Source organism: Janthinobacterium sp. PAMC25594 (assembly GCF_019443505.1).
Classification (GTDB): Bacteria; Pseudomonadota; Gammaproteobacteria; order Burkholderiales; family Burkholderiaceae_D; genus Janthinobacterium.
Genome location: NZ_CP080377.1, coordinates 1,594,738 through 1,620,585, shown reverse-complemented (window position 1 = coordinate 1,620,585; position 25,848 = coordinate 1,594,738). Strand labels below are relative to the sequence as shown.

The 25,848-nt window shown below is 65.5% G+C and carries 16 protein-coding genes; 11 read left to right on the top strand and 5 right to left on the bottom strand.

The annotated features are described in order from the left end of the window. Nucleotides 1-163: 163 nt before the first annotated feature. The gene (locus KY494_RS07135) at nucleotides 164-331 is read left to right on the top strand and encodes a hypothetical protein (RefSeq protein ID WP_167389643.1); all 168 of its coding nucleotides are present in this window, start codon (nucleotides 164-166) and stop codon (nucleotides 329-331) included. Here KY494_RS07135 and KY494_RS07130 read toward each other — a convergent pair. The 3 genes from KY494_RS07130 to KY494_RS07120 all read right to left on the bottom strand — a co-directional run bounded on the left by KY494_RS07130 (nucleotide 328) and on the right by KY494_RS07120 (nucleotide 8,561). Continuing rightward, nucleotides 328-4,095, bottom strand: coding sequence for an AAA family ATPase (locus tag KY494_RS07130; RefSeq protein WP_219890424.1), 3,768 nt, complete (start codon nucleotides 4,093-4,095; stop codon nucleotides 328-330). The two genes, KY494_RS07135 and KY494_RS07130, sit on opposite strands and share 4 nt — an antisense overlap. A 16-nt stretch (nucleotides 4,096-4,111) precedes the next feature. After that, nucleotides 4,112-5,338, bottom strand: coding sequence for an exonuclease SbcCD subunit D C-terminal domain-containing protein (locus KY494_RS07125; protein ID WP_219890423.1), 1,227 nt, complete (start codon nucleotides 5,336-5,338; stop codon nucleotides 4,112-4,114). Between the two features lie 118 nt (nucleotides 5,339-5,456). Continuing rightward, nucleotides 5,457-8,561: a PAS domain S-box protein gene (locus KY494_RS07120; RefSeq protein WP_258194730.1), complete on the bottom strand. Its 3,105-nt coding sequence runs from the start codon at nucleotides 8,559-8,561 to the stop codon at nucleotides 5,457-5,459. A 198-nt stretch (nucleotides 8,562-8,759) separates the two neighbouring features. Between KY494_RS07120 and KY494_RS07115 the strand changes: the two genes are divergently transcribed. Both KY494_RS07115 and KY494_RS07110 read left to right on the top strand, forming a co-directional pair. Then, nucleotides 8,760-9,131: a YajD family HNH nuclease gene (locus KY494_RS07115; RefSeq protein ID WP_258194728.1), complete on the top strand. Its 372-nt coding sequence runs from the start codon at nucleotides 8,760-8,762 to the stop codon at nucleotides 9,129-9,131. 20 nt (nucleotides 9,132-9,151) lie between these two features. Then, nucleotides 9,152-9,697 (top strand): winged helix-turn-helix domain-containing protein, encoded by a 546-nt coding sequence (locus KY494_RS07110; protein WP_219890422.1) that lies wholly within the window; start codon nucleotides 9,152-9,154, stop codon nucleotides 9,695-9,697. A 29-nt stretch (nucleotides 9,698-9,726) separates the two neighbouring features. On the opposite strand, the gene KY494_RS07105 is transcribed toward KY494_RS07110, so the two are convergent. Further along, nucleotides 9,727-11,880, bottom strand: coding sequence for a TonB-dependent receptor domain-containing protein (locus tag KY494_RS07105; RefSeq protein ID WP_219890421.1), 2,154 nt, complete (start codon nucleotides 11,878-11,880; stop codon nucleotides 9,727-9,729). A 285-nt stretch (nucleotides 11,881-12,165) separates the two neighbouring features. Here KY494_RS07105 and KY494_RS07100 point away from each other — a divergent pair, with 285 nt between their 5' ends. From KY494_RS07100 to KY494_RS07065, 8 genes are all read left to right on the top strand, one after another. Beyond that, nucleotides 12,166-13,449: a winged helix-turn-helix domain-containing protein gene (locus tag KY494_RS07100; RefSeq protein ID WP_219890420.1), complete on the top strand. Its 1,284-nt coding sequence runs from the start codon at nucleotides 12,166-12,168 to the stop codon at nucleotides 13,447-13,449. After that, nucleotides 13,446-14,438 carry a DUF2804 domain-containing protein gene (locus KY494_RS07095; protein ID WP_219890419.1) on the top strand — a complete coding sequence of 331 codons (993 nt, stop codon included), beginning with the start codon at nucleotides 13,446-13,448 and terminating at the stop codon, nucleotides 14,436-14,438. Before KY494_RS07100 ends, KY494_RS07095 begins: the two co-directional genes overlap by 4 nt. Nucleotides 14,439-14,540: 102 nt before the next feature. Beyond that, a complete protein-coding gene (locus KY494_RS07090) occupies nucleotides 14,541-17,207 on the top strand; it encodes a bifunctional acetate--CoA ligase family protein/GNAT family N-acetyltransferase (RefSeq protein ID WP_258194727.1) in 2,667 nt (888 codons plus the stop codon). Nucleotides 17,208-17,379: 172 nt separating this feature from the next. Further along, entirely contained in the window at nucleotides 17,380-17,976 is a 597-nt protein-coding gene (locus KY494_RS07085) for a hypothetical protein (RefSeq protein WP_219890418.1), read from the top strand. A 192-nt stretch (nucleotides 17,977-18,168) separates the two neighbouring features. Continuing rightward, complete coding sequence (locus tag KY494_RS07080; protein ID WP_219890417.1) at nucleotides 18,169-20,754, top strand: DUF349 domain-containing protein; 2,586 nt, start codon at nucleotides 18,169-18,171, stop codon at nucleotides 20,752-20,754. Next, the gene (moaE, locus tag KY494_RS07075; protein ID WP_219890416.1) at nucleotides 20,751-21,224 is read left to right on the top strand and encodes a molybdopterin synthase catalytic subunit MoaE; all 474 of its coding nucleotides are present in this window, start codon (nucleotides 20,751-20,753) and stop codon (nucleotides 21,222-21,224) included. The genes KY494_RS07080 and moaE overlap by 4 nt, the downstream gene beginning before the upstream one ends. Before the next feature lie 121 nt (nucleotides 21,225-21,345). Further along, the gene (gene clpB, locus KY494_RS07070) at nucleotides 21,346-23,952 is read left to right on the top strand and encodes an ATP-dependent chaperone ClpB (RefSeq protein ID WP_219890415.1); all 2,607 of its coding nucleotides are present in this window, start codon (nucleotides 21,346-21,348) and stop codon (nucleotides 23,950-23,952) included. A 315-nt stretch (nucleotides 23,953-24,267) separates the two neighbouring features. Then, nucleotides 24,268-25,389 carry a polyamine ABC transporter substrate-binding protein gene (locus KY494_RS07065; RefSeq protein WP_219890414.1) on the top strand — a complete coding sequence of 374 codons (1,122 nt, stop codon included), beginning with the start codon at nucleotides 24,268-24,270 and terminating at the stop codon, nucleotides 25,387-25,389. A 70-nt stretch (nucleotides 25,390-25,459) separates the two neighbouring features. Here KY494_RS07065 and KY494_RS29635 read toward each other — a convergent pair whose 3' ends face one another. Beyond that, nucleotides 25,460-25,588, bottom strand: coding sequence for a hypothetical protein (locus KY494_RS29635; RefSeq protein ID WP_257224845.1), 129 nt, complete (start codon nucleotides 25,586-25,588; stop codon nucleotides 25,460-25,462). Between the last annotated feature and the right edge of the window lie 260 nt (nucleotides 25,589-25,848).

Below are 25,848 nucleotides of genomic sequence, written 5' to 3'. Positions count from 1 at the left end.
GTTGCGGGGCGTAGGCGGTGCCTGCGCGAAGGCGGCGATTTTAACGCACTCCGGCCATCGTTACACGTTGTTGCATCTGCGCCACGCGCACGTCAACTGAATCCGCGCCATGACGTTGAGCGTATATAGGAGGTCGTCTGACCGCCGTTGAAGAGGTAGCACCATGGACAAGCATGACAAGGAAAAGCCTGTACAGCCCGCCAAGGAGCTGGTCAGGAAGTGGCTGAAAGCGGAGCTGGCCCAACGCCGGCCCCCGCCCGACCCCGAGCAGATCCGCCGCGAACTGGGCTGGGATCTGCTCAGGCTGGGCCGCGAACCTGTGCCACGCTAGCGCACCGTCACCACGCTCTTGCCGCCGGAGCCGGGCTGGACCAGGATCTTGGTGGCGATGCGCTCCGTCATTTCCTGGACGTGCGAGATGACGCCCACCTTGCGGCCCATCGCTTGCAGGCCGTCGAGCGCATCCATGGCCACGCGCAGGGTTTCCGTGTCCAGGCTGCCGAAGCCCTCGTCGATGAACAGCGATTCCACGCGCACCCGGTTCGAGGACAGCGAAGCCAGGCCCAGCGCCAGGGCCAGCGAGACGAGGAACGATTCGCCGCCCGACAGCGAGTGCACGGAGCGCAGCTCGCCGCCCATGTCCTGGTCGCGCACCATCAGGCCCAGCGAGGGATTGTTCGGGTTGTCGATGCGCTCCAGCTGATAGCGGCGCGCCAGGTGGTTCAAATGCGCGTTGGCATAGCCGAGCAGCACTTCCAGGGTGAATTGCTGCGCGTAGTTGCGAAATTTCTTGCCGTCGGCCGAGCCGATCAATTCATTCAGGCTGGCCCAGCGCCGCTCGATGACGGCTTGCGCCTCGATTTGCGCCAGCATCGCTTGCGCGCTGTGGCGCCGCGCGTCGTCTTGCGCGATGGCCAGGCGCAGGCGCGTCGCTTCCTGGTTGGCCGCCTGGCGTTCCAGCAGCAGTGCGTCGAGCGCCGCCTGCAGCGCCGCCACGTCCATTTCCAGGCCGTCTGGCGGCTGTGCCAGGTGCGCCGCCAGCTGCTGCCGGCGTTCGGCCAGCACGGAGACGGCCGCCGTGTGGCGGTCGGCGAGCACTTGCAGGGCGTCGCGTTCGGCGCGCATGGCGTCCGGCGCGATGGCCAGGCGCGCGCGCAAGGCGTCCATGTCGGCGGGCGCGTGACCAGGGTGGGCCAGCTGGAACTGGCGCAGCCAGTCGTGCAGGGCGGTTGTGGCGCCGTGTTCCTGTTCACGCAAGGCGACCAGGCGCTGCGACAGCTGCGCGCACGCTTCTTCCAGACGCGTGCGCTGCTGGCCAGCCGATTGCGCCGCCGTTTGCTGTCGCGCCAGCAGCTCCCTGGCTGCCGCGACGGCGGCTGCCAGCGCGCGCTCCACCTCGGCCACGCTCTGGCCTTGCCATAGCGCGTTGCGTTCCGCTTGCATTGCCGTGCGCTGCTTGTCGGCAGCGGCAAAGACGGCGTGGGCTTCTTGCGCCGTTTGCTGCGCCTTGCCGGCGGCCAGCTGCGCCGCTTCCAGCTGCGCGGCCAGGGTCGCCAGCGCGTGGCCGCGGTGGTCCTGATCCGCCTGCTGTTTCAGCCATTGCCGGCTTTCCGTTTCACGCGCCGTGCGGAAGGCGGCCGGGCCGGCGCGCCAGCTGTCTTTCCAGTCCTCGGCGCCGTCGGCGTCGGCAAACGCGCCATCGAGCTGCGCCAGCAAGGCATCGAGCGCGGCGCGCGCCGTCTCGCCCTTGTCGGCGTTGCCCGCTTGCTGCGCTTGCAGTTGCGCCAGCCGCGCTTGCGCATCGGCGACGGCGCTGGCGCAGCGCGCGTGGTCGTTTGACGCCAGTTCATGCGCCGCCTGCGCCTGCTCGCGCCGTGCGCCGGCCTGGCGCAGCGCCGCCTCCTGCTGCGCCAGCGCCTGCAAACCGGCCGCATTCGCCGCCAGCTGCCGCGTGAACCAGTCCGTGCGCTGCTTTGCCGGCGGCAATTCCAATGTGTCCGCATGCGGCCGCCACTGCGCATTCAGGCTGTCGATGGCGGGCGGCAGGGCCGCCAGTTCGGCATCCGTTTGCGCCTGTTCGCGCGCCGTCGCGGCCAGCGCCGCCTTGTGCGTGGCCAGCCGCTCCAGATTGTCGCGCGCTTGCGTGCGGCAAGCCAGTACGTCATCCTGCAAGCTGGCCAGCATCGCCTGCAAGGCGTGGTTGGTATGGTCGGCGTGGCTGTACGGGTGCTCCAGCGCGCCGCAGACGGGGCAGGGCTGCTCGTCCTGCAAAGTGGCGCGCAGCTGCTCGACGCTGGCCGCGCATGCCGCTTCCGCGCCCTTCAACGACTTTTCCGCCTGCGCCAGGCGCGCTTCCAGCAGCGGCGTTTGCGCCGCCGCCGCCGCCCATGCCGTACTTTCCGTTTGCGCGGCCTGCGCCAGCTGGGCCGCCCTGGCTTGCCAGTGCGCCAGCGCCTGCTGCTGGCGTGCCAGTTCGCTCCAGGTTTTTTCCGCGCTGGTTAAAACGCGCGCATGGTCTTCCAGCTGGCCGCGCTGTTCCTGCAAGGCCTGGCCATCGATGGCTTGCACGAGCGCCAGCGCTTCGCGCCGCTGCGCATCGCGCATGGAAAGCGCGGCAGCGGCGCTGGCCAGCGCCGTTTGCGCCGCCTGCGTGGCGTCCAAGGCCAGGCGCACCTGCTGCGCCGATTCGGCCATGCTGGCGTCGGCCGCATCGGCTTGCGCGGCTGCTTGTCCGGCCTGGGCAAACAATTGATCCCACAACTGCCACGATTGCGCCAGCGCCTGCCACTGCTGGTGCGATGCCAGCCACTGGCGGCCCGCTTCCTGTTCCGCCTGCGCGGCGTGCTGGCGCTGTTGCAGTGCCTGCAGCGCGCTGCGCGCCGCCTCGTTGGCCTGGTCAGCAGCCAGGGCGCCATCTTGCGCCTGGCGGTGCGCGGGCAAGTGGGCCGCGATGCCGGCGTCGAGTGCCTTGGCCTGGTCGAGCAGGGGCGCCGCATCGCGCTGCGCCGCTTCCCGGGCCAGCAAGGCCGCTGCCGCCTGCCGCACGGCTTGCGCCAGCTGCGCTTCGCTGGCCACGGCGTGCGCCGCCTGCGCGCGCGACGCTTCCAGCGCGGCGCCGCTGCCGGCGATGTCGCTGGCCAGGCGCGCCACGTCGTCGATCAGGGGCCGCGCCGGCTGCAGCAATTCCCACTGCGCCAGCGCCGCGCGGCGTTCTTCCGCGGCGGCGCGGTCAACGGCGGCGCTATCGAGCGCCTCTTGCGCGGCCGTCGCCTGGGTTTGCAGCTTGTGCGTCTCCTGGTGCCAGCGCTGCTGCAGTTCCAGCACCGCCTTGCGCAGGTCGATCGTTTGCAGGCTGGTCTCGGCCGCCCCGCACAGTGCCTCGGTCTCGCTGCGCTCTTGCGGCGACAAGGGCCGCTGGTCGGCCAGTTTTTCGCCCAGGCGTTCGAGGATCTGCTTTTCCTTTTTTGCCCGCTCGAAGGCGCGCATGGAAATGTCCGTATAGATGCTGCTGCCCGTCAGGGTTTCCAGCAATTCACCCCGTTCATTGTCTTCCGTCTTGAGGAAGGTGGAAAATTCGTTCTGCGCCAGCAGCACGGCGCGCGTAAACTGGTCGAAGGACAGGCCGATGCGTTTTTCGATCTCTTCCTTGACTTCCGTCTTGGTGCCGCCGATGGCTTGCAGCGCGGGCAGCTGATGCAAGCTCATGGCGGTCGCCTGCAGCGCCCCTTCAGCCCGGGTGCGCGAGCGGCGCACGCTCCAGCGCGCGCGGTAGCTGGCGCCGTCGTTGCCGACGAAATCGACTTGCGCATAGCCGTCCGGCGTGCCGCGGCGCAGCAGGGTGCGCGTATCCTGCGCGTTGACGGTTTCCTTGCCCACGTCGGGCAGGGCGCTGCCCCGGCCCAGCACTTTCAGCAGGCGCGGCGTGGCGTCGTACAGGGCCAGGCACAGGGCGTCGAGCAGGGTGCTCTTGCCCGCGCCTGTGGGGCCGCTGATGGCGAACAGGCCGGAAGACGCCAGCGGCTCCTGCTGGAAGTCGACTTCAAATTCGCCGGCCAGCGAGGCCAGGTTCTTACCGCTGATTTTCAGGATTTTCATGGTTTTTCAGGAGCAGTCAGGCGCCGGGCAGCAGCAGTTCGGCCAGGGCCGAGAGGAGTTCGGGTGGCGCTTCCTTGGCGTATTTTTGCTGGTACAGGCGGCGGAAGATGTCGTCGGGCTGCAGCTGGCCCAATTGGTCGAGCGTCATGTTCTCGGGCGCGCTGCTGCGCGCGGCGCTCGACGTTTCGATCTTTGCCAGGCGCACGCTCTTGCCGTCGAGCGCCGTTTCGATGCGCGTGCGCAGGCCCGGCTCGGGCGCATCGAGGCGCACGCGCACTTCCAGGAACGGTTGCGCTTCGGCCGGAGAATCCGGCACGTCGAGGGCCGCCAGCTGCGCCAGCACTTCGGCGATGGGCGCCGGCGTGGCGGGCACGCGCAACAGGGGCACGGCGCGCGGCACCTCGATGACGCGTACCTCGCGTAATTGCTCGCCGTCGATATCGAGGCACAGCACCTGGTGGCGGTAGTTCACTTCGGCAAACGACAGGGGAATCGGGCTGCCGCAGTAGCGGATATGTTCTTGCCCGCCCACGGCCTGCGCCTTGTGCAAATGGCCCAGCGCCGCGTAGGCGATGGCGGTATCGAAGATCCCCGACGGCAGCATCTCGGTGCCGCCGATGACGATGCGGCGCTCGGAATCGTTCGACATTTCGCCGCCCACCATGTGGCAGTGGCCCATCGCGATGATGGCTTGCCCTGGCTGGCGGCGCGCCAGCGCCAGGTCCGTCAATTGGCGGTACAGCAGGGCGATGCCGCCCAGGTAGGCATCCTGGGTGTCGCCGGCGGGCAGCTTCGGCACGTCGCCAGGGCGCAAAAAGGGCACGGCCAGGCACCAGGCCCGCACCTGGCCATCGGCGCCCGTCAGGGGCAGCAGCAGGCGCTCCAGGTCGATCTGGCCATCGTCGCCGCGCAGCAGGTGGCCGATCACGTGCGTGCCGTGCGCGGCCAGCAGGGGGCCGGGCGCTTCCAGCCGTCCGGCCGAATCGTGGTTGCCGGCGACGACGATCAACTGCAGCGCGGGCAGGCGCGCGCGCGCCTGCTGCAGGAATACGTACAGCTGCTTTTGCGAGGCGGCCGACGGGTTGGCGTTGTCGAACACGTCGCCCGCCACCAGCAGCACGTCGACCTGCTCCATCACGAGCGTGTCGAGCAGCCAGTCGAGGAAGCGCTGGTGTTCGTAGCCCCGTTCATAGTTGTGCAGGGTCTGGCCCAGATGCCAGTCGGAAGTGTGCAGCAGGCGCATGGTGGGGCAAGGGTAGGGGAGACAGGCGCCAATATAGCAGGAATGACAGGGGGCGGAATGATAGGGGTCAGACCCGTTGGGTCTGACCCCAGCCTTCAGTTGGGCTTGCCCTCAGCCATCAAGCCGTCAATGCGCCGGCCCTGTAGGTATTGCGCCCATCCTGCTTGGCCTGGTACAGCAGCACGTCGGCGCGCTGCAGCAGCACGGCGGGGGAAATGTCTTCGTCGCGGTAGAAGGCCAGGCCGATGCTGGCGGAAATGCGCACGGTGATGCCATCGAGTTCGAACGGCTGCCGCATGGCGGCGACGATTTTTTCCGCCAGCGCGGCCGCGTCGTCGGGCCGGGCGATCTGTTCCATGATGATGGTGAATTCGTCGCCGCCGAGGCGGGCGATGATGTCGTTGACGCGCATGGTCTGCGTAAGGCGCTGGGCGAAGGCGCGCAGCAGGGCGTCGCCGGTGCCGTGGCCATGCGTGTCGTTGACGGGCTTGAAGCGGTCGATATCCATGTACATGACGGCCATCAGGTGCTGTTGCCGGCGGCTGGCGTGCATGGCGTCGCTGAGTTTTTGCTGGAAGCCGGCGCGGTTCGACAAACCGGTCAGCACATCGACCTGGGCCAGCTGCAGCAAGCGCTGTTTCTCGCGCTTTTGCACGGTGATATCCTGGCGCATCACGTGAAAACCCGCCACCTGCAGCTTGTCTTCGCCGATCTGCGGAATGTAGATCACTTCCAGGCAGCGCTCGATGCCTTCTCTTTCATCTTCCTCTTCAAAACTCAGGGTTTCACCCGCCAGCACGCGCTCGATATACGGCGCCACGGTGCGGTAGCGCGCCTCGCCGACGGTCTCGCGCACGCTGCGGCCCAGCGCCGGCCGGCCGGTCAGGCCGAATTCGCGCTCATAGGCGATGTTCAGGAAGCGGTAGACCTGGTCGGCGTCGATGTAGGCGATCATGGCCGGCAGGGTGTCGGCGATGGTGCGCAGGCGCGCTTCGCTCTCGAGCAGCGCCACTTCCGATTCGCGCAAGGTGGTGATGTCGTCCAGGCTGCCCACATAGCCTTCGATCTGGCCGTCGATGAGGATGGGGGCAATTTTGACGGAGACCCAGACCAGCCTGCCGTCGGGTTGCAGGCAGCGCAAGGTGGACTGGAACGGCGCGTGGCTGCGCTTGAGCTGTTCCAGCGCCACGTGCATCAGCGGATAGTCGTCCGGGTGCAGCGCGCTGGTCCAGCCGGCGCCCAGGGCGGCGGCGCGCGGCAGGCCCGTGATCGATTCGAAGGTGCGGTTGACGTAGGTGCAGCGGCGCTGGCGGTCCAGGCGCACCAGCCCGAGCGGCGAGGCGTCGGTGACGGCGGCCAGCTCCGCCTGTTTCTGGCGCAGTTCCAGTTCCTGCTGGCGGCGCTGCGAGACATCCTCGGCGATGCACAGGATATGTTCGATCTGCTGGCGCTCGTCGAACACGGGCACGGAGACGGCGTGCACGTAGCGCAGGCTGCCATCACGCAGGCGCAAGGGCTTTTCCGTATGCTCGATGACCCCGCGCTCGGCCAGGATGGCGCGGTCGTCCTCGGCATCGTGCAGGCCGAAGTCGGGTGGAAAAGCCTGGCAATCGGTCTTGCCGATGACGTCGGCGGCCAGGTGACCGGTGATATCCTCGGCCGCCTTGTTCCACACCACCATCTTGCCGAAATTCTCCGGGCGCGCGCTTTTCACGTAGACCAGCACGGGCAAATGGTCGATCAGCGACTGCAGGAAGCTGCGGTTATCCTGCAGCGCCAGTTCGTCGTGCTTGCGCGCGCTGATGTCGCGCGTGGTGACGGCCACGCCGTCGATGATGGGCACCACCTGGTGGCGCAGCCAGCGCGTGCCGCCCGAGGCCAGTGTCAGCTCGAATTCGTCTTCCAGCGGCTGGCCCGTTTCCATCACCAGCACGAAGCGCTTGAAAAAACGCTCGCCGCGCAGCAGCGGCACGCGCGGCAGCACGCGCTGGCCCAGCAGTTCCGCGCGCGGCTTGCCCAGCATGTCGGCGGCCCGCTCGTTGACGTCGGCGAAGATGAAGTCTTCCACCGGCTTGCCCGGCGCGGGGCGCCAGGCCTTCAGCAGCAGCACGGCATCGAGGCTGCCCTGGTGCGCCGCGCGCAACAGGGCCTGCGTTTCCTTGGCCTGGCGGATGCTGCGGCGCAGGCGCGCGCTCTGGCGCATCAGCAGGCCCGTAAAGCCGCCAATGAGCACGCTGGCGGCGAGCAGCGCGCCGACATACTCCAGGCGGCGCTGTTCGAAGCGCGTCAGGGCGACGGCGCGGCTGACGCCCACCACGGCCAGCAGCGGGTAGCGTGGCAGCTCGCGGTAGCTGTAGATGCGCGCCGTCGCGTCGACGGGCGGCTCGATCAGCAATTCTTCGGCGGCATGCCGGGGCGGTCCGGGCATGCGGAAGTCGATGCGGTCGCTGAGGATCAATTGCTCGCCGATGCGTCCCACCGTCAGGCCGCTGTCGCGCGCCACCAGCATCAGCGCGCCCTGTTCATCGAGGTCCAGGCGGTCGTAATCGTCGACAAAATAGGTCGGGTCGACGTGGATGATGATGGCGCCGGCAAAGCGGCCTTGCGCATCGTTCAGGCGGCGTGCCAGGCGGATGGTCCAGTGCCTGGCGCCCGCGTCGAGCATGGGCGTGTCGACCAGGGCCGTGTCGGACGCATTCGCGGCCAGCGCCTTGAAAAATGCCTGGCTGGCCAGGTTTTCTGGCATATATGCATTGGCGCTGTCGATCACATTGCCCTGTGCATCGACGAGGGCGATCGGCAATGCCAGCTTCGACGGCAGCACGCTGTCGAGCAGGCCCTGGCGGCGCATGAATTCATTCAGGCGCAGGCCGCCATCCGATTCCTCGTACTTGAGCTTGAACAATTGCGTGGCGTGGTCCGCCTGGCGCAGGGTGAAACTGGTATGGTCGGCCAGGGTGCGCGCCAGCGACTGACTGACGGCCACGGCGTCGCGCACGGCGCTGGCGCGCTCCTGGCCCACCTGGTAAAAGACGGCCGCCCACAGCGCCAGCAGCAAGATGAGCGCGAACAGGGGTACCAGGCTGAGACGGTACAGGCGGCGGGCAAGGCGTTGCAGGGGTCTTGTTATCGCTATCACGGGCGCTTGCAGGCTAGAGTCATGGTAAAAGGGAGGGGCGGCGTGGCGCGCATGATAGCCGAAATCGGCTGCCTTGCGCGTCACGCTGTTGCCGCCGCTCCCATCGTCTGTTCGCGGTCTGTCGCTGGGCTTATTCTGCGTTAAATCAAGTATCTGTGGTGCCGCGCACGCTAAAAAAAGCACGCCGGCGACGACACGGGCTGGCGGCGTGGCAGAAAAAGTACAATTGCGTCCCCATCCTCATTAAAATGGGCGCTTCTACCTCCCATATCGAAAGTTGTCATGCAGAGTAAAAAGCCCGACGCGGCAAGACTGGACAAGATCGTGGCCGAAGCGCGCCGCGCCGCCGACCAGCGCGAGAGCGGCTACCGCGAGCGCTCGCTGAAGATGTATCCATGGGTATGCGGCCGCTGCACGCGCGAATTCACGCGTGCCAACGTGCAGCAACTGACGGTGCACCACCGCGACCATAACCACGACCACAATCCGCCGGACGGCAGCAACTGGGAACTGCTGTGCCTGTATTGCCACGACAATGAGCACTCGCGCTACCTGGAAGCGGACCGTGGCGCCGGCCTGCTGTCGGCCGAGGTGGCGCCCGCCACGCATAATCCGTTCGCCGCGCTGGCCGGCCTGATCAAGAAGAAGGACTGAGCGGGCCGCGCCGCTTCCCCATGCGCATCCTGCTGACCGAAGACGACCCGCAACTGGGCCGCGCCACGCAGATCGGCCTGGAACAGGGCGGCCATGCCGTCGACTGGGTCACCAGCGCTGAACACGCGCACACGGCCGTGCGCCTGCACGACTATGGCTGCATCCTGCTCGACCTGGGCTTGCCGGGGCAGGACGGCATGCAGGCGCTGGGCGTGCTGCGCGACAATGGCTACAGCGGCGCCGTGCTGGTCGTCACGGCGCGCGACACGGTGGGCGAGCGCATCGCCGGCCTGGTGCTCGATATCGCCGACCGGCAGGTGAGGCAAGGGGGCGTGCCCGTGACCTTGACGGTCAAGGAGTTCCGCATCCTGCAATTGCTGCTGGAACACGGCGGCCGGGTGCTGAGCCGGGAGCAGCTGGAGAAAAACCTGTACAGCTGGGGGGACGAGGTGGAAAGCAATGCCGTGCAAGTGCATATCCACCACCTGCGCAAGAAGCTGGGGCGGGACTTGATACGCACGGTGCATGCGATCGGTTATTGCATCGACAAGCCCAAAGCGGCCTGACGAAGGCGGCCGAGAGGCCGCCCGCTGGATCAGAAATCGACAGTCGCCGACAGCCACAGACGGCGGCCGTCCAGGCTGTTGACGTAGCGGTTGGCGTAAGTCAATGTCGGCGCCGATGAACCACGGTACGGCTGGTAGTCGATGAAGTCCTTGTTGAGCAGGTTGTACACGGCCGCGTTCAGGGTCACGCGCTGGTTCAGCTGATAGCTGGTGCCCAGGTGCAGCATGGTGTAGCCCTTGTAGTCGCCCAGCGCGGCCTTGGCGGCGCGCGTGGAAGCCGATGTGCCCGGATCGCGGAAGCGCTCGCTGCGGTACTCGGCGCGCAGCCAGCCGTTCCATGCGCGCGAGATATCCCACGAGAGGCGCGCGTTGGCGGCGTGCCTGGGCGTGTCGCTCAGCGGTTTGCCGGCGTTGCTGCCGCTCTTCTGTTCGCTTTCCGTGTAGGTGTAGTTGGCGCTGGCCGACAAGGTTTTGCCCAGCGGGAAGCGCGTGTTCAGCTCGACGCCGCGCGTGACGGCCTCATCCACGTTGACCGACTGGCCAAACGCATCGACGTTGGGCCAGTTGCCGAAGCTGACGCAACCGGGACGGTTCGGCGACGGGCGGTAGTCGCAGTTGACGAGGCCCGTGCCTGTCGTGATCTTGTCCTTGAATGCATTGTTGAACAGGGAGCCGCTGGCGGTCCAGCCGGCCAGGTTGTCGAAGTAGGCGCCGATTTCCGTCGTCGTGCTCGTTTCCGGCTTCAGGTCCGGGCTGCCGACGAGCGGGATCGTGCCCTGGCCGCCGAAACCGTTGATGCCTGGCGACAGCTGTTCCACGCGCGGCGTCTTGTAGCCTTTGCTGACGCCGCCCTTGACGGTCCAGCTTGGCGTCGCGTTCCACACGGCATACGCGCGGGGGCTGGTCTGGCCGCCAAAGATGCTGTGATCGTCATAACGGGCGCCGAAGGTCAGGGCGAGATGCTCCAGCAGCTGCCATTCGTCTTCCACGAACAGGGCTTTTTGCGTGAATTCGAATTTCTTTGGCGCCACGCCATCCGTCATTTCCGCTTTCCACCATTGCGCGCCGACGGTCGCCATGTGTTTGCCCAAAGGCATGACCAATTTGGTGTCAAACACCTGGCTTTCCACTTCCAAGGTGCGCGCGCTGCCGGCCACGGCGCCCGGCGTGCCTGGCGGAATCGTGCGGCCCAGGGTTTCCGTCTTGTTCACCATGTAGCTGCTGTCGAGCGTGCCGAAGCCGAAGCGGCCCGTGTGCGACAGGGTCCACTGGTCGCGGTTGTATTTTTGCTCGGGACCGTAGCCGCCCTGCACGGTCTTGGTGCCCAGCTGGCCGTTCGAATTGTCGTAGGTCTGGCGGCCCGCGTCGGCGTCGAGGATGACGGTGTGGTAGCGGTTTGGCGTAAAGGCCAGGCGCGCGCCAAAGTTGGCGATGTCCGCGCGCACGGGGTTGGCGCCCATGCTGGCGGGCACTTCCGCGCCGGCCGCGTTGGGGACGCGGATGTCGGCCGCATCGCGGCGCTGCTTGCTGCCGCGCAGGGACAGGCCCAGCAGGTCGGTGGCGATGGGGCCGCTCAGGTAGAAGCGGCCGTTTTTCACGTCGCCGAAATCCGATTCTTCCTGCACAGTGTAGTCAGCCGAGACGGAACCCATCCACTGCTTGCCCACCTTGCGCGTGATGATGTTGATCACGCCGCCCATGGCGTCCGAGCCGTACAGGGTCGACATGGGGCCGCGGATGATCTCGATGCGCTCGATGGCGGCCAGCGGCGGCATGAAGCTCGTCTGCGTGCCGCCGAAGCCGTTCGGCGTGACGTTGCCGGCCGCGTTCTGGCGCCGTCCGTCGATCAGCACCAGGGTGTAGTCGCTGGGCATGCCGCGGATGCTGATGTTCATGCCGCCCGTCTTGTCGCCCGCCGCGCCCACGTCGATGCCTTCCACGCTTTCCAGCGCCTGCGTCAGGTTGCCGAAGCGCTCCTTCGACAGCTCTTCACGCGTCAGCACGGTAATGGAAGCCGGCGCCTGCCTGATATCCTGCTCGAAACCGGAGGCGGAGACCACCACTTCGGGCATGCTGGCAGGCGTGCCCGTCTGGGCATAGGCCGGCAGGCAGGACAGGGCGGCCATGGCCAGGGCCAGGGTGGTGGGACGCGGCAGGTGCGCGCGGCGGGTGCGGTTGGACATGCAAACTCCTGGAAGGTGGATTAGTTATTGGTCTGGTTTATTTGGGGAATGGGAATCATGAAAGTAATAAGAATCATTAACAATTACGAACCTGGCTTCCCAAAAAATATTTCGTTTCGGATCATGCGCAGAAGTTCTTAAGAGATTCTTAACAAGCTGGCGGGAATGCGTCGCGCTTGCTTGTCGTCCGCTGCGGCGTCGTGCGTCCGGGCTGCGTGCCGTTGCCGGGCAAGCCGATAGCGATAAAACGTGCAAGTGTCACGCGGAATGCGGTATCTTTCTGTTATGCCTAGCCCACACCAGCCCATTCCTTCCGACCTCCCCCCTTTATCGCTGGCCGCCGCGCGCGCCTTGCACCTGGCCGCGCAAGGCTTGCTGCAAGCGCGCCGCAAGAAGGCCGTGAAGGCCGACGTGCTGGCCGCCGTGCGGCAGATGGGCGTGCTGCAGATCGACACCATCCACGTGGTGGCGCGCAGCCCGTATCTGGTGCTGTGGAGCCGGCTGGGCGATTATCCGCAGCCGTGGCTGGAGCAATTGCTGGCCGAGGGCGCGCTGTTCGAATACTGGGCGCATGAAGCCTGCTTCGTGCCCATCGAGGATTACGGCTTGTACCGCCACCGCATGCTGGACCCGGCCGCCATGGGCTGGAAGTATTCGGTCAAATGGATGGCCGAGCAGGGCGACGCCGTCGCTTCGGTGCTCGAGCACATCCGCGCCAACGGCGCCGCGCGCTCGGCGGACTTCGAACGCACGGACGGCAAGGTGGGCGGCTGGTGGAGCTGGAAGCCGGAAAAACGCTCGCTGGAGGTACTGTTTACGTCGGGCGTGCTGATGATCGCCAAGCGCCATCAGTTCCAGCGCTATTACGACCTGGCCGAGCGCGTGCTGCCCGGCTGGCACGATGGCTTGCTGCCGCCCGAAGAGCAGGTGCGGCGCCACCTGCTGCTGGCCAGCGTGAAGGCGCTGGGCCTGGCGCGCGCCAGCTGGATCAGCGACTACTTCCGCACGAAGCAAGCGCGCGCCAGCCTGGCGCAGGATCTGCAGGCGCTGGTGGACGAAGGCGCGCTGCTGCGCTGCGCGGTGGCCGGCTGGGATGATGCCGTCTACGTGCATGCGGATCATGCGGAACTGGCGCGCAACGCGGCGGCCGGCAAGCTGGCGCCCACCCTGACGACGATTCTATCGCCGTTCGACCCCGTCGTGTGGGACCGGCGCCGCGCGCTGGAATTGTTCGATTTCGACTACCGGCTCGAATGCTACACGCCGGCTGAAAAACGCCGGTATGGTTACTTCACCCTGCCGATCTTGCGCCGCGGCGCGCTGGTGGGGCGGCTGGATGCCAAGGCGCACCGCGCACAGGGGCGTTTCGAGATCAAGTCGCTGGCGCTGGAAGACGGCGTGCGCCTCAGTCCCCGCCTGGTGCAGGACGTGGCCGGCGCCGTGCAGCGGCTGGCGCTCTGGCATGCGTGCCCGGAGATTGACATTGCGCAGGCGCAGCCGGCGCTATTTGGCGCGCAGCTGGCCGCCGCCCTGCACGACGGCGGCGCTGCCGCAAGGCGGGCCGCATGATGCTGCCGCCGGCTCCTGCCCACCTGCTCGACGCTGATGGAGTTCCATGCTTTGGCCGCTACACGGGGCAATTGAACACCTTCGACTGGGCCGCGCTGGCGTCGCCGCACGCGCGCGGCGCCCTCTGGCGTTTGTTCCACCACAAGCGCTGGCATTACGTGGCCTTGTCCACGCCCGCCCTGTTCTGCGGCGTGGCCATCGTCGACCTGGGCTGGACCAGCACGGCGTTCGCGTATGCCTTCGACCGTCACAAGGGCAAGATCGTGGCCAGCTTTTCGCAGGATGGCATCCCCGGCCTGTGCGCCACGCTGGCGCCGCATGCGGGTGCCAGCAGCCGTTTCCGCTTCCTCTCGCACCTGATCGCCATCGAGGCGCAGCCGCAGCAGCGCTACCGTTTGCGGCTCGATTGCGGCCATTTCGGCATCGATGCGGAATTCGGCCCGCCCGTGGCGCCGACCCTGCTGGCCATCGGGCCGGTGGCCGAGGGCGGCAGCGTGCATGCGACGCAAAAGTCGGGCGGCCTGCCCTTGTGGGGCAGCGTGCGCTGCGGCGCCATGGGCTACAGCCTCGATGACGGCGTGGCCAGTTTCGACTATTCGAACGGCTTGCTGGCGCGCGAGACGGAATGGCGCTGGGCCTCGGCGCACAGCCTGGACCTGGGTTTCAATCTGCAGGCCGGTTATTTTGGCGCGCATGAAAACGCGCTGTGGCTCGATGGCCAGCTGTATGCGCTGGGCCGCGCGCATTTCGACTTCAATCCCGACAACCCGCTGGCGCCTTGGCACGTGTGGACGGACGACGATCTGCTGGACCTGCATTTCAAGCCCGAGGGGGCGCGGCGCGAAGATAAAAACCTGTGGCTCGCCGCCAGCCGCTACATCCAGCCCATCGGCACTTTCAGCGGCTGGGTGCGCACCAGCGCGCAATCTCCCAAGCGCATCGTGGCGCAGCTGGCGGGCGTGACGGAAAGCCACCGCTCGCGCTGGTAGGCGCGCGCGGTTTTTTTGCGAAACGCGCCACAAGGTCAAGTTTTTTTGGCAGCGCATCCTATACACTGGCGCAGCCATTCCGGCAATCCATGAGGCCAGAACATGAGTATCCGTAATCTCGACAAGTTGTTCAAGCCGGCCTCGGTGGCCCTGATCGGCGCCACGGCGCGCGACCACAAGCTGGGCGCCATCGCCCTCGCCAACCTGCTGGGGGGAGGCTATCAAGGAGACATTTGGCCCGTCAATCCCAAGTACGACGAGCTGATGGGCCTGAAATGCTACCGCAAGCTGTCCCAGTTGCCCAAGGCGCCGGACCTGGCCATCATCTGCACGCCGCCCGCCACCATCACGGCGCTGATCCGCGACCTGGGCGCGCTGGGCACGCGCGCGGCCATCGTCATGACGTCGGGCCTCGACCCCGTGCGCGAGCAGTCGCTGCGCCTGGCCATGTTGAAGGCGGCCAAGCCGCATCTGCTGCGCATCCTCGGCCCCAACAGCATGGGGTTGCTGGTGCCGAAACTGGGCTTGAACGCCAGCTTCGCCCACCTTGGCGCGACCAGCGGCAAGATCGCCTTCGTGTCGCAATCGGGTGCGCTGGTGTCGGGCGTGCTCGATTGGGCCAACGCGCACGGCGTGGGCTTTTCCAAGTTCATTTCGCTCGGCGGCAGCTACGACATCGATTTCGGCGACCTGCTCGATTATCTGGCCGGCGACATCGACACGGCCGCCATCCTGCTGTACATGGAAGACATCCAGGCGGCGCGCAAATTCATGTCGGCGGCCCGCGCGGCCGCGCGCAGCAAGCCCGTCATCGTCCTGAAGGCGGGACGCGAGGCGGAAGGCGCCGCCGTGGCGGCCTGGCACACGGGCGCGCTGGCCGGTTCCGACGCCGTGTACGACGCGGCCATCCGCCGCGCCGGCATGCTGCGCGTGTATTCGGCCGAAGAACTGTTCGACGCGGTGGAAACGCTCACGCATATCCGTTCGCAGCGCGGCGAGCGCCTGGCGATTTTGTGCAACGGCGGCGGCCTGGGCGTGATGGCCACCGATGCGCTGGTGGGCAGCGGCGGCAAGCTGGCCGAGCTGTCGCCCGATACCGTGATCGCGCTGGAAAAGGCGCTGCCACGGGGCTGGTCGCACGACAACCCCGTCGGCTTGCCCGGCGACGCGCCCGTGCAGCGCTATGTCGACGCCATCAAGCCGCTGCTCGACGAGCCCCAGGCGGACGCCTTGCTGCTGCTGCACGCGCCCACGGCCATGGTCTCGTCGATCGACATCGCCGAAGCCGTCACGCCGCTGATCAAGGCCACCTCGCGCACGGTGCTGTCGTGTCTGCTTGGCGGCACCACCGTGGCGCCCGCGCGCCAGGTCTTCAACCGCGCCGGGATTCCCACCTACGATACGCCGGAAAAGGCCGTGCATGGCTTCATGCAGATCGTGCAGTACCGGCGCAACCAGGAAACCCTGATGCAGGTGCCGGCGCAGCTGCCCATGTCGGCCACGCCGCGCCGCGCGCGCGTGCGCGAAATCGTCGCCGCCGCGCTGGCGGCCGGCCAGACGGTGCTGGGAGAGTGCCGCTCGAAGGAAATCCTGGCCGCCTACGGCATCCCGGTGGCGATGACGCGCATGGCGGCCGACGTGGAAGAGGCGCTGGCCGTGGCGGCGGACATCGGCTATCCGGTGGCGCTGAAAATCCATTCGCCCGACATCGGCCACAAATCCGACGTGGGCGGCGTGGCGCTCGACCTCGACACGCCCGACATCCTGCGCGCGGCCGCCGCCGCCATGCTCAAGCGCGTGCGCCGCATGCGCCCCGACGCGCTGATCGACGGCTTTACGGTGCAGCAGATGGCGCGCCGGCCGCAATCGCATGAATTGATCGTCGGCGTCACCACGGACGCCGCCTTCGGCCCCGTCATCCTGGTGGGGCAGGGCGGCATCGCCGTCGAAGTGACGGCCGACCACTCGATCGGCCTGCCGCCGCTGAACATGGTGCTGGCGCGCGACATGCTGGCGCGCACGCGCGTGTCGAAACTGCTGGCCGGCTACCGCAACCAGCCGCCGGCCGACATCGACGCCATCTGCTACACCCTGATCCAGGTGGCCGAACTGGTGGCCGATATCGGCGAGCTGGCCGAGCTCGACATCAACCCGCTGGTGGCCGACGCCGACGGCGTGATCGCCCTCGACGCGCGCATCCGTTTGCAACCGGGCCAGAAGAGCGACCGCCTGGCCATCCGCCCGTATCCGCAAGAGCTGGAAGAGCGCGTGACGTGGATGGGGCAATCCATTTTGCTGCGCCCCATCCGCCCCGAAGACGCGCCGCAGCATATGGACCTGTTCCACGCGCTGGACCCGGACGACGTGCGCCTGCGCTTCTTTACCTCGATGCGCGAGCTGCCCGTGTCGCAGCTGGCGCGCCTGACGCAGATCGATTACGACCGCGCCATGGCCTTCATCGCCACGCACACAGGCCCGGACGGCAAGCCGGAAACCCTGGGCGTGGTGCGCGCCGTGGCCGACCCGGACAATATTCACGCCGATTTCGCCATCGCCGTGCGCTCGGCCCTGAAAGCCAAGGGCCTGGGCCATATCCTGTTTGAAAAGCTGGTCGACTACTTCCGCAGCCGCGGCACGGAAGCGCTGGTGGGCGAGGCGATGGCGCGCAACAAGGGCATGCAGCGGCTGGTGAAAAATTTTGGCGGCGCAGTCACGCCATCGGAAGAGCCGGGCGTGGTCAACCTGTATATCGGCTTGCGCGCGCCGTAAAAGAAAGCGCGGGGGCTTGCCGCGGGTTTGTGCAGGATCAAACCGCCCCCTGTCGGTAGTCTTTACACTTTCACTTCCAGGATCAGACATCCAGCGCATTTTCGGGAGTGAGTGCATGCTTACGGCAACATATATATTGGTTTCCCTGTCGGTAGAACAGGCAAGTATCCGCATGAGTTTGTTGGCATTTCAAAAATACATGCAGGTGCAACTGCGCCAGCAGAGCAGGCTGAGCCTGGCGCAACTGCAGTACACGGGCGACTGGCTGAGCCGGCTGTACCAGGGCGGCTACTGGCGCAAGGTGGAGATGTATCTGGTGCCCGCCATCCGCCAGGCTGCGCCCCATGCGGACGGCTTGCTCGATGAAATCAATGGCTTGAACCACGTGGCGCTGGAAAGCATCAATGTGGTGCAGCAGCGCGCGGGCGCCGCCTTCGACCATTCCGAATTGCAGGCCGAGCAGCTGTGCGCGGCCATCGACGCCTTTTGCGCGGCCTTGCTGCAGCGCCTGGAAAAAGAAGAGCGCGAACTGTTCGCGCTGGCCCGCAAGGTCATCGTGGGCGAAGCGTGGTTTGCCATCGCCTACCAGTTCCTCGCCCACGATGCGCGCGCGCAGGAAGCGCGCCGTGGCAAGGCGCAAGTGCTGCCCTTTGTTTTGCCCGTGCCTTTGCCGGCGCCGCTGCCGGCAACCGGCGGCGCTGAAACGGCAGCCGATGGCGCCGCGTCCGCGTTGCCGGTGGCGGCACAGCCGCTGCGTGCGCAGGCTTGAACGGGTAGCGAGCGCACACCCCGACAAGCGGAGTCTGCTGTGGGCACTTTGGGTATGGTCGCTGGCGAGCTGTCATAGGAAAAAATAGAGGAAAAAGATTCGCTTTATTCATTTGATAACTTGTTCAGTCCTGTCCGATGCAATACCCCGGGCTTTGTTATGATGGTGGTTTTGATCCACGCGAAACCCGTCATGTTCGAATTTCTCTTCAAGCGTTCTGCCAGCAAGACTGCCGTCCCCGATCCTGTCGTGGCAGAACAGGCCGCCGCCTCGGCGCAGAGCGCATCGCGCCGCGCCGAACAGGTTGCGCGTGCCCATGCCGTGGCGGGCGACGAAGCCGCCGCCTGTGAATTCATCCTGGCCAGCGAATTTGCCGATGCCCGCCTGATCGCGGCCGAACACGTCCATGCCTTGCCCCTGCTGGAAAAAGTCCACCACGCCATGCGCAATACGGACCGCCGCGTTGCCAAGCTGATGCAGGGGCGCATCGACCTGATCCGCCACCAGGCGGCCGAGACGCAACGCGCCCAGGCCAGCATCGACACAGCCCAGCGCCTGTTGAACGATGACAAGCTGAGCCCGAACCAGGTAGCCGAGCTGGACCGCCAATGGCAAGTCATCAAGGCCACGCCCGAACTGGAGACCGCCTTTGCCGCCGCGCGCGCCGCGCTGGCCGCCCGCCTGGAAGCGCAAGTGGTGTTGCAGCGCGCCGTGATCGACGCCGTGGGTGCCATGCGCGCGCTGGCCAGCAATGGCCAGTCCGCCGCGGAACTGGCGCAGGCGCTGGCCCGCCTGGATGTGGAACACGCGCAGCATGCGCAATCGCCGGAGCGCGGTTCGCTGCCGAAACACCTGGAAAGCGATTTCATCCAGGCGCGCGAACAGGCGCAGTCCGCCTTGCAAGCGCTGCAGCAGCACCAGGCCTTGTTCGACGCGCGTCAGGCCGCGCTGGCCGAATGGCAGGCGCAGGACGCCGCCACCCTCGACGTGGATAGCCTGAAACGCGCGTGGCAAGCCCTGCCGCGCCTGCCTGAATCCAGTTTGTCCGACAGCCTGCAGCAGCAATTTGCGGCCGTGCTGGCCAGCGCGCCGGCGCCCGTGCAGTCGGCGGCGCCAGAGGCCGCAGCGGCCCATGCCGAGCCGATACCTGTACTGCGCAAGCCGCGCCAGGAGCACGCGCCCGTGTCGAAAGAAGCGACGGAGCAGTTCTTCAAGGTGCTCGACGCCATGGAAGCGGCGCTGCAGGATGGTTTGTTGCACGTGGCTTCCGAGCATGACAAGACTTTGCGCGATAGCAAACACGGCCGCCTGACACCTGCGCAAGCGGATCGCCTGGCACATGTGCGTGGAGAATTCAAGCGCCTGGCCGACTGGGCGCGCTGGGGCGGCAACGTGTCGCGCGAAGAGCTGGTCAAGGCGGGCGAGGAATTGCCGGCGCAAGAACTTCCAATGGCCGAGCTGGCCAAGAAAGTGGGCAGCCTGCGCGAGCGCTGGAAGTCGCTCGATACCTTGTCCGGCCCGGCACCGAAGTCCCTGTGGGAACGTTTCGACGCCGCTTGCAGCCTGGCGTACGCGCCGGCGGCCCAGCATTTCAAGCAACTGGCCGAAGAGCGCCACGGCAATGCGGCCAAGGCCCAGGAACTGATCGCGGAAACGGCGGCTCTGGCGGCCGAAGAGAGTACCGACTGGAAACACGTCGCCTCCGCCTCGCAGCGTTTGCGCCAGGCGTGGACGCGCCTGGGCACCATCGACCGCAAGGAAAAGAAACGCCTGGATGCGGAGTTCGGCGCCGCGCTGGACGCCCTGTCGAAGCCGCTCGATACGCAGCGCCAGATCGAGACGGCGCGCCGCGAACAATTGATCGTCGAAGTGGGCTTGCTCAAACCATCGGAGCGCAACACGGTCGACATGCTGAAAGCCTTGCAGGACAAATGGCAGGAACTGGCGAAAGCCCTGCCGCTGGAGCGCCGCGCGGAACAGGCGCTGTGGCAGCGCTTCCGCGCCGCCTGCGATGATATCTTCTCCAGGCGCAAGGAAACGGCCCACGCGGCCGACCACGAGCGCCGCGAACACCTGCATGCACGCGAAGCGCTGTGCGCCAGCCTGGAAACGGCCGTCGTGCCCGAGGGCGACGACAAGGCCCGCACGGCCTTCATCCACCACTTGCTGCGCGACACGCGCGCCGCCTGGAACGCCACCGGTCCCGTGCCGCGCGCCAGCGAAGCGAAGATCGAGCAGCGCTACCAGGCGGCTGTGGCTGGCGTGCAAGCGCAAGCGGACGCCATCGCCGAGCGCGCCGGTGCGGCCCAGGCCAACGCCCTGCGCGACAAGCTGCGCCTGGTGCAATCGCTCGAAGCCGCACTGGCGGACGGCGACGCCAGCGCCGATGCGGCCAGCTGGTCCGAACGCTGGAGCGCCTTGCCAGCGCTGGACACGCAATATGAACGCAGCCTGCAGCAGCGCTTTGCCGCCGCCCAGGCGGCACTGGGCGAGGGCAACGCCGCCTACGTGCAGCAATTGCAGGCCAACCAGGAGCGCTTGCGCGATGAAGTGTTGCGCCTGGAAATCGTCGCCGGCGTCGACAGCGGCGCCGAATTTGCCCGCGACCGCCTGAAAATGCAGGTGGAAGTGCTGCAATCGTCGCTGAAATCGGGCCAGAAGCCGCTCACGCAAGTGTCGCAGCTGATGCAACTGTGCGCGATCGCCGCCGCCACCGATGCGCGGACGGCCAGCCGTATCGAAACCCTGCTGCGCCGTATCGGAGGCCATGCCAAATGAGCACTTCCGTCCGCGTCCAGCAAGCCGATTTTGACTTGAGTCAAGAAATTGCACAATTGCGTGCAGGCAACCCCAAGGTGGGCGCCGTCGTCGGCTTTGTCGGCACGGTGCGCGACATGAACGAAGGGCTGGACGTGGCGGCCATGGAACTCGAGCACTATCCGGGCATGACGGAAAAGTCCATCGAAGCCATCGTCGAGCAGGCGCGGGGCCGCTGGCCCCTGTCCGGCGCACTGGTGATCCACCGCGTGGGGCCATTGCTGCCGCAGGAGCAGATCGTGCTGGTGGCCGTCTCGTCGGCCCACCGGGGCGAGGCCTTCGCCGCCTGCGAATTCATCATCGACTACCTGAAGACGGAAGCGCCGTTCTGGAAGAAGGAAGACACGCCGGAAGGCGCGCGCTGGGTCGATGCGCGCGACAGCGACGAGACGGCGCTGGACAAATGGACGGCAAAAGCCAGCGCTATTTGAGGCGTATCAGCCGCGCACGCTTGCATTTGCAAGAATGCATCAGTTTTCTGCTTTGTGTATGCTTGAAAAGTACTGCCTCACCCCAATTTGGTTAACAACTAATTAACCGGGAGCGCTTTTCATGCGACAAGACAAACTCACTACCAAATTACAGGAAGCCCTGGCCGATGCGCAAAGCTTGGCCGTGGGTAACGACAATCCCTATATCGAACCAGTCCACCTGCTGACGGCCCTGTTGAACCAGGACGACGGCGGCGCCCGTTCGCTGTTGCAGCGGGCCGGCGTCAACGTGGGCGGCCTGTCCAAGGCCCTGGGCGCCTCGATCGAACGCTTGCCGAAGGTATCGGGCACGGGCGGCGACGTACAGGTCAGCCGCGAATTCGTGGCCTTGCTGAACCTGGCCGACAAGGAATCGCAAAAGGCGGGCGACCAGTTCGTGTCCAGCGAAATGGTCTTGCTGGCCATGACGGACGACAAGTCCGACTGCGGCAAGCTGGCGCGCGAAAACGGCCTGACCCGCAAGGCCCTGGAAGCGGCCATCGACGCCGTGCGCGGCGGCAACAAGGTCGACTCGCAAGAGGCCGAAGGCCAGCGCGAAGCCTTGAAAAAATACACCTTGGACCTGACGGAGCGGGCGCGCAAGGGCAAGCTCGACCCTGTCATCGGCCGCGACGATGAAATCCGCCGCACCATCCAGATCCTGCAGCGCCGCAGCAAGAACAATCCCGTGCTGATCGGTGAACCGGGCGTGGGCAAGACGGCCATCGTCGAAGGCCTGGCGCAGCGCATCGTCAATGGCGAAGTGCCCGAGTCGCTGAAAGGCAAGCGCGTGCTGGCGCTGGACATGGCCGCCCTGGTTGCCGGTGCCAAGTTCCGCGGCGAGTTCGAAGAGCGCCTGAAGTCCGTGCTGAAGGAACTGGCCATGGATGAAGGGCAAACCATCGTCTTCATCGACGAGATGCACACCATGGTGGGCGCGGGCAAGGCCGACGGCGCGATGGATGCCGGCAATATGCTGAAACCGGCGCTGGCGCGCGGCGAGCTGCACTGCGTGGGCGCGACCACCCTCGACGAGTACCGCAAGTACATCGAGAAGGATGCCGCGCTGGAACGCCGCTTCCAGAAAGTGCTCGTCGACGAGCCGACCGTGGAAGCGACGATCGCCATCCTGCGCGGCTTGCAGGATAAGTATGCGCTGCACCACAAGGTGGAAATCACGGACGCGGCCATCATCGCCGCCGCCGAGCTGTCGCACCGCTACATCACGGACCGCTTCCTGCCCGACAAGGCGATCGACCTGATCGATGAAGCGGCGGCGAAGATCAAGATCGAGATCGATTCCAAGCCGGAAGTGATGGACAAGCTGGAACGCCGCTTGATCCAGCTGAAGATCGAACGCGAAGCCGTCAAGAAGGAAAAGGACGAAGCGTCGCTGCGCCGTCTGGGCCTGATCGAGGAAGAAATCGTCAAGCTGCAACGCGAATACAACGACTTCGAGGAAATCCTGAAGGCGGAAAAAGCCGTGGTGCAAGGCAGCACGCACATCAAGGAAGAGATCGAGCAAGTCAAGCTGCAGATGGAGCAGGCGACGCGCGAGAGCAACTGGCAGAAAGTGTCGGAATTGCAATACGGCAAGCTGCCGCAGCTGGAAGCCCAGCTCAAGCAGGCTGACAGCGGCATCCCGAAACGCGATCCCGACCAGCCGAAACTGCTGCGCACGGAAGTGGGCGCCGAGGAAATCGCCGAAGTGGTGTCGCGCGCGACGGGCATCCCCGTGTCGCGCATGATGCAGGGCGAGCGCGACAAGCTGTTGCATATCGAAGAGAAGCTGCATGAGCGCGTCGTGGGCCAGGATGAAGCGATCACGGCCGTGGCGGACGCCATCCGTCGCTCGCGCGCCGGCTTGAGCGACCCGAACCGTCCATATGGTTCCTTCATGTTCCTGGGACCGACGGGCGTCGGCAAAACCGAGCTGAGCAAGGCGCTGGCGACCTTCCTGTTCGATACGGAAGAATCGATGATCCGCATCGACATGAGCGAGTTCATGGAGAAGCATTCCGTGGCCCGTCTGATCGGCGCGCCGCCCGGCTACGTCGGTTACGACGAGGGCGGTTACCTGACGGAAGCCGTGCGCCGCAAGCCGTACAGCGTAATTTTGCTCGACGAAGTCGAGAAGGCCCACCCTGACGTCTTCAACGTGCTGCTGCAAGTGCTCGACGATGGACGCATGACGGACGGCCAGGGCCGCACGGTGGACTTCAAGAATACCGTCATCATCATGACCTCGAACCTGGGTTCGCATAAAATCCAGGCGATGGAAAGCGATGATCCCGGTGTCGTGAAGCTGGCCGTGATGGCCGAGGTACGCTCGCACTTCCGTCCCGAATTCGTCAACCGCATCGACGAAATCGTCGTGTTCCACGGCCTTGACGAGAAAAACATCGGCGCGATCGCGAAGATCCAGCTGAAGATTCTCGAAGAACGCCTGGCGCGCATGGACATGCAGCTGAGCTTGACGGACGCGGCACTGCAGCAAATCGCCGAAGCGGGCTACGACCCGGTGTATGGCGCCCGTCCTTTGAAGCGGGCGATCCAGCAGCAGATCGAAAATCCGCTGTCGAAGCTGATCCTGGAAGGCAAGTTCGGCCCGAAAGACGAGATCCGCATCGACGCCCAGAACGGCAACCTGGTATTTTCGGGTGCGCAAGTGGGGCTGGACAAGGTGTAATGCTCTCTGGTCAGTCCCTGCGGGATTGGAAGCTATTTCATTGGGGGTAGCTTCCCCCGTCGGGTCTGCCTCCAGTTTCACTGCATTCGCAGTGAGGAAGATTTGCGACGTCTAACAAAACCGTAGCGAGCGGCAGTGATTTGTGGCAGAGAAGCGCAACCGTACTCTAGTACGGTGAGCATCGCAGGCCGCAAAGCGCGACGCGCAGTAGGTTTTGTTAGACGTCCTCAGGCAGGGCGCGATCGGGCTAGACCTGATCGCGCCCTTCTTGCTATCATCGTCACTATTTTCTGACTAATTTTCGGAGGCGGTACGATGGCAAACACATGGCAAGCAGGGCGGCGCATTGGAGTGGGACTGACCTTGGCGGCGGCCGTGCTGGCATTGCCTGCCCACGCTCAGGCCCAGGAAGAGAAGGTCCTGAACATCTATAACTGGTCGGACTATATCGGCGACGATACGATCAAGAATTTTGAGAAGGAAACGGGCATCAAGGTACGCTACGACGTTTTCGACAATAACGAAATCCTCAATGCGAAACTGGTGGCGGGCAAGTCCGGCTACGATATCGTGGTGCCGACGGCCCAGTGGGCGCGCCTGCAGATCGATGCGGGCTTGCTGCGCAAACTCGACAAGAGCAAGCTGACGAACCTGGGCAACCTCGACCAGAACTTGCAAGCCAAGCTGTCGAAGATCGACCCGAACAACGATTACCTGGTCGACTGGCTATGGGGCTACACGACGGTGGGCATCAACGTCAACAAGGTCAAGGCCGCGTTGGGCGGCATGCCCATGCCCGACAATGCCTGGGACCTGGTCTTCGACCCGAAATACGCGTCCAAGCTGAAAGCGTGTGGCGTGTCCTTCCTCGACTCGCCGTCGGAAGTGCTGCCGGCCGCCCTGCAATACCTGGGCAAGCCCGCGTACTCGAAAACGGCCGCCGACTACCAGGAAGCGGGCAAGGTGCTGCAGGCGATCCGCCCCTACGTGACCCTGTTCAGTTCATCAGGCTACATCAACGACATGGCCAACGGTTCCGTTTGCGTCGCATTGGGCTGGTCGGGCGACATCAATATCGCGCGCCAGCGCGCCATCGAGGCGAAGAATGGCAATGTGATCCAGGTGCTGGTGCCGAAGACGGCCGCGCTGATGTTCGATACCATGGCCATCCCCGCCGACGCGCCCCATCCGAACAATGCGCACCTGTTCATCAACTACATTTTGCGTCCGCAAGTGCATGCCAGCCTGAGCAACAAGGTGTTCTACGCGAATCCGAATCCGGCCAGCATCAAGTATGTACGCAAGGATATCGGCGAGAACAAGGCCATCTTCCTGTCGGATGCCGACAAGCAGCGCATGGCGGCGCCAGAGGCGACCACGGCCGATATCCGCCGCTTGATGACGCGCATTTATACGAAATTCAAGACGGGAGTGTAAAAACAAGGATGGCGCGAGGGACGGGCCTGTAGGCCGTCACTGGCGCCATGCGATATTGCCGAGGTGAACACTACTCGTGGTAGCGGTCCATCAGCTTGTGGTGACTGCCGCGCATTTCTTCGATCAGTTCAAAGGCGACGAAGCCGATGATGGCGGCGAAGATGGCGATGAAGAGAAAAACGAGGAAGGTGATTAACATGGTCTTTCGGCCGCCGTTGGACGGCCGTCCGCTGGGTTGCTCAATGTGCCGGAGCAAGGCTCTTGCACGTAGTTGATGCAATTAAACTCTAGCAGATCGGCAGCGCTTTACAAGGCTGCTGAGTTGTAATTCCTACCAGTATTTGTCCCAGCGCACTTTTTGCGCATTCAGCTGTTTTACGACCCCGTGGCCTATTTCACCACCAAGTCATGCGCCATCACGGCCTTCAAATAAACGCTGATCGGGTCGCCCAGTTCTCG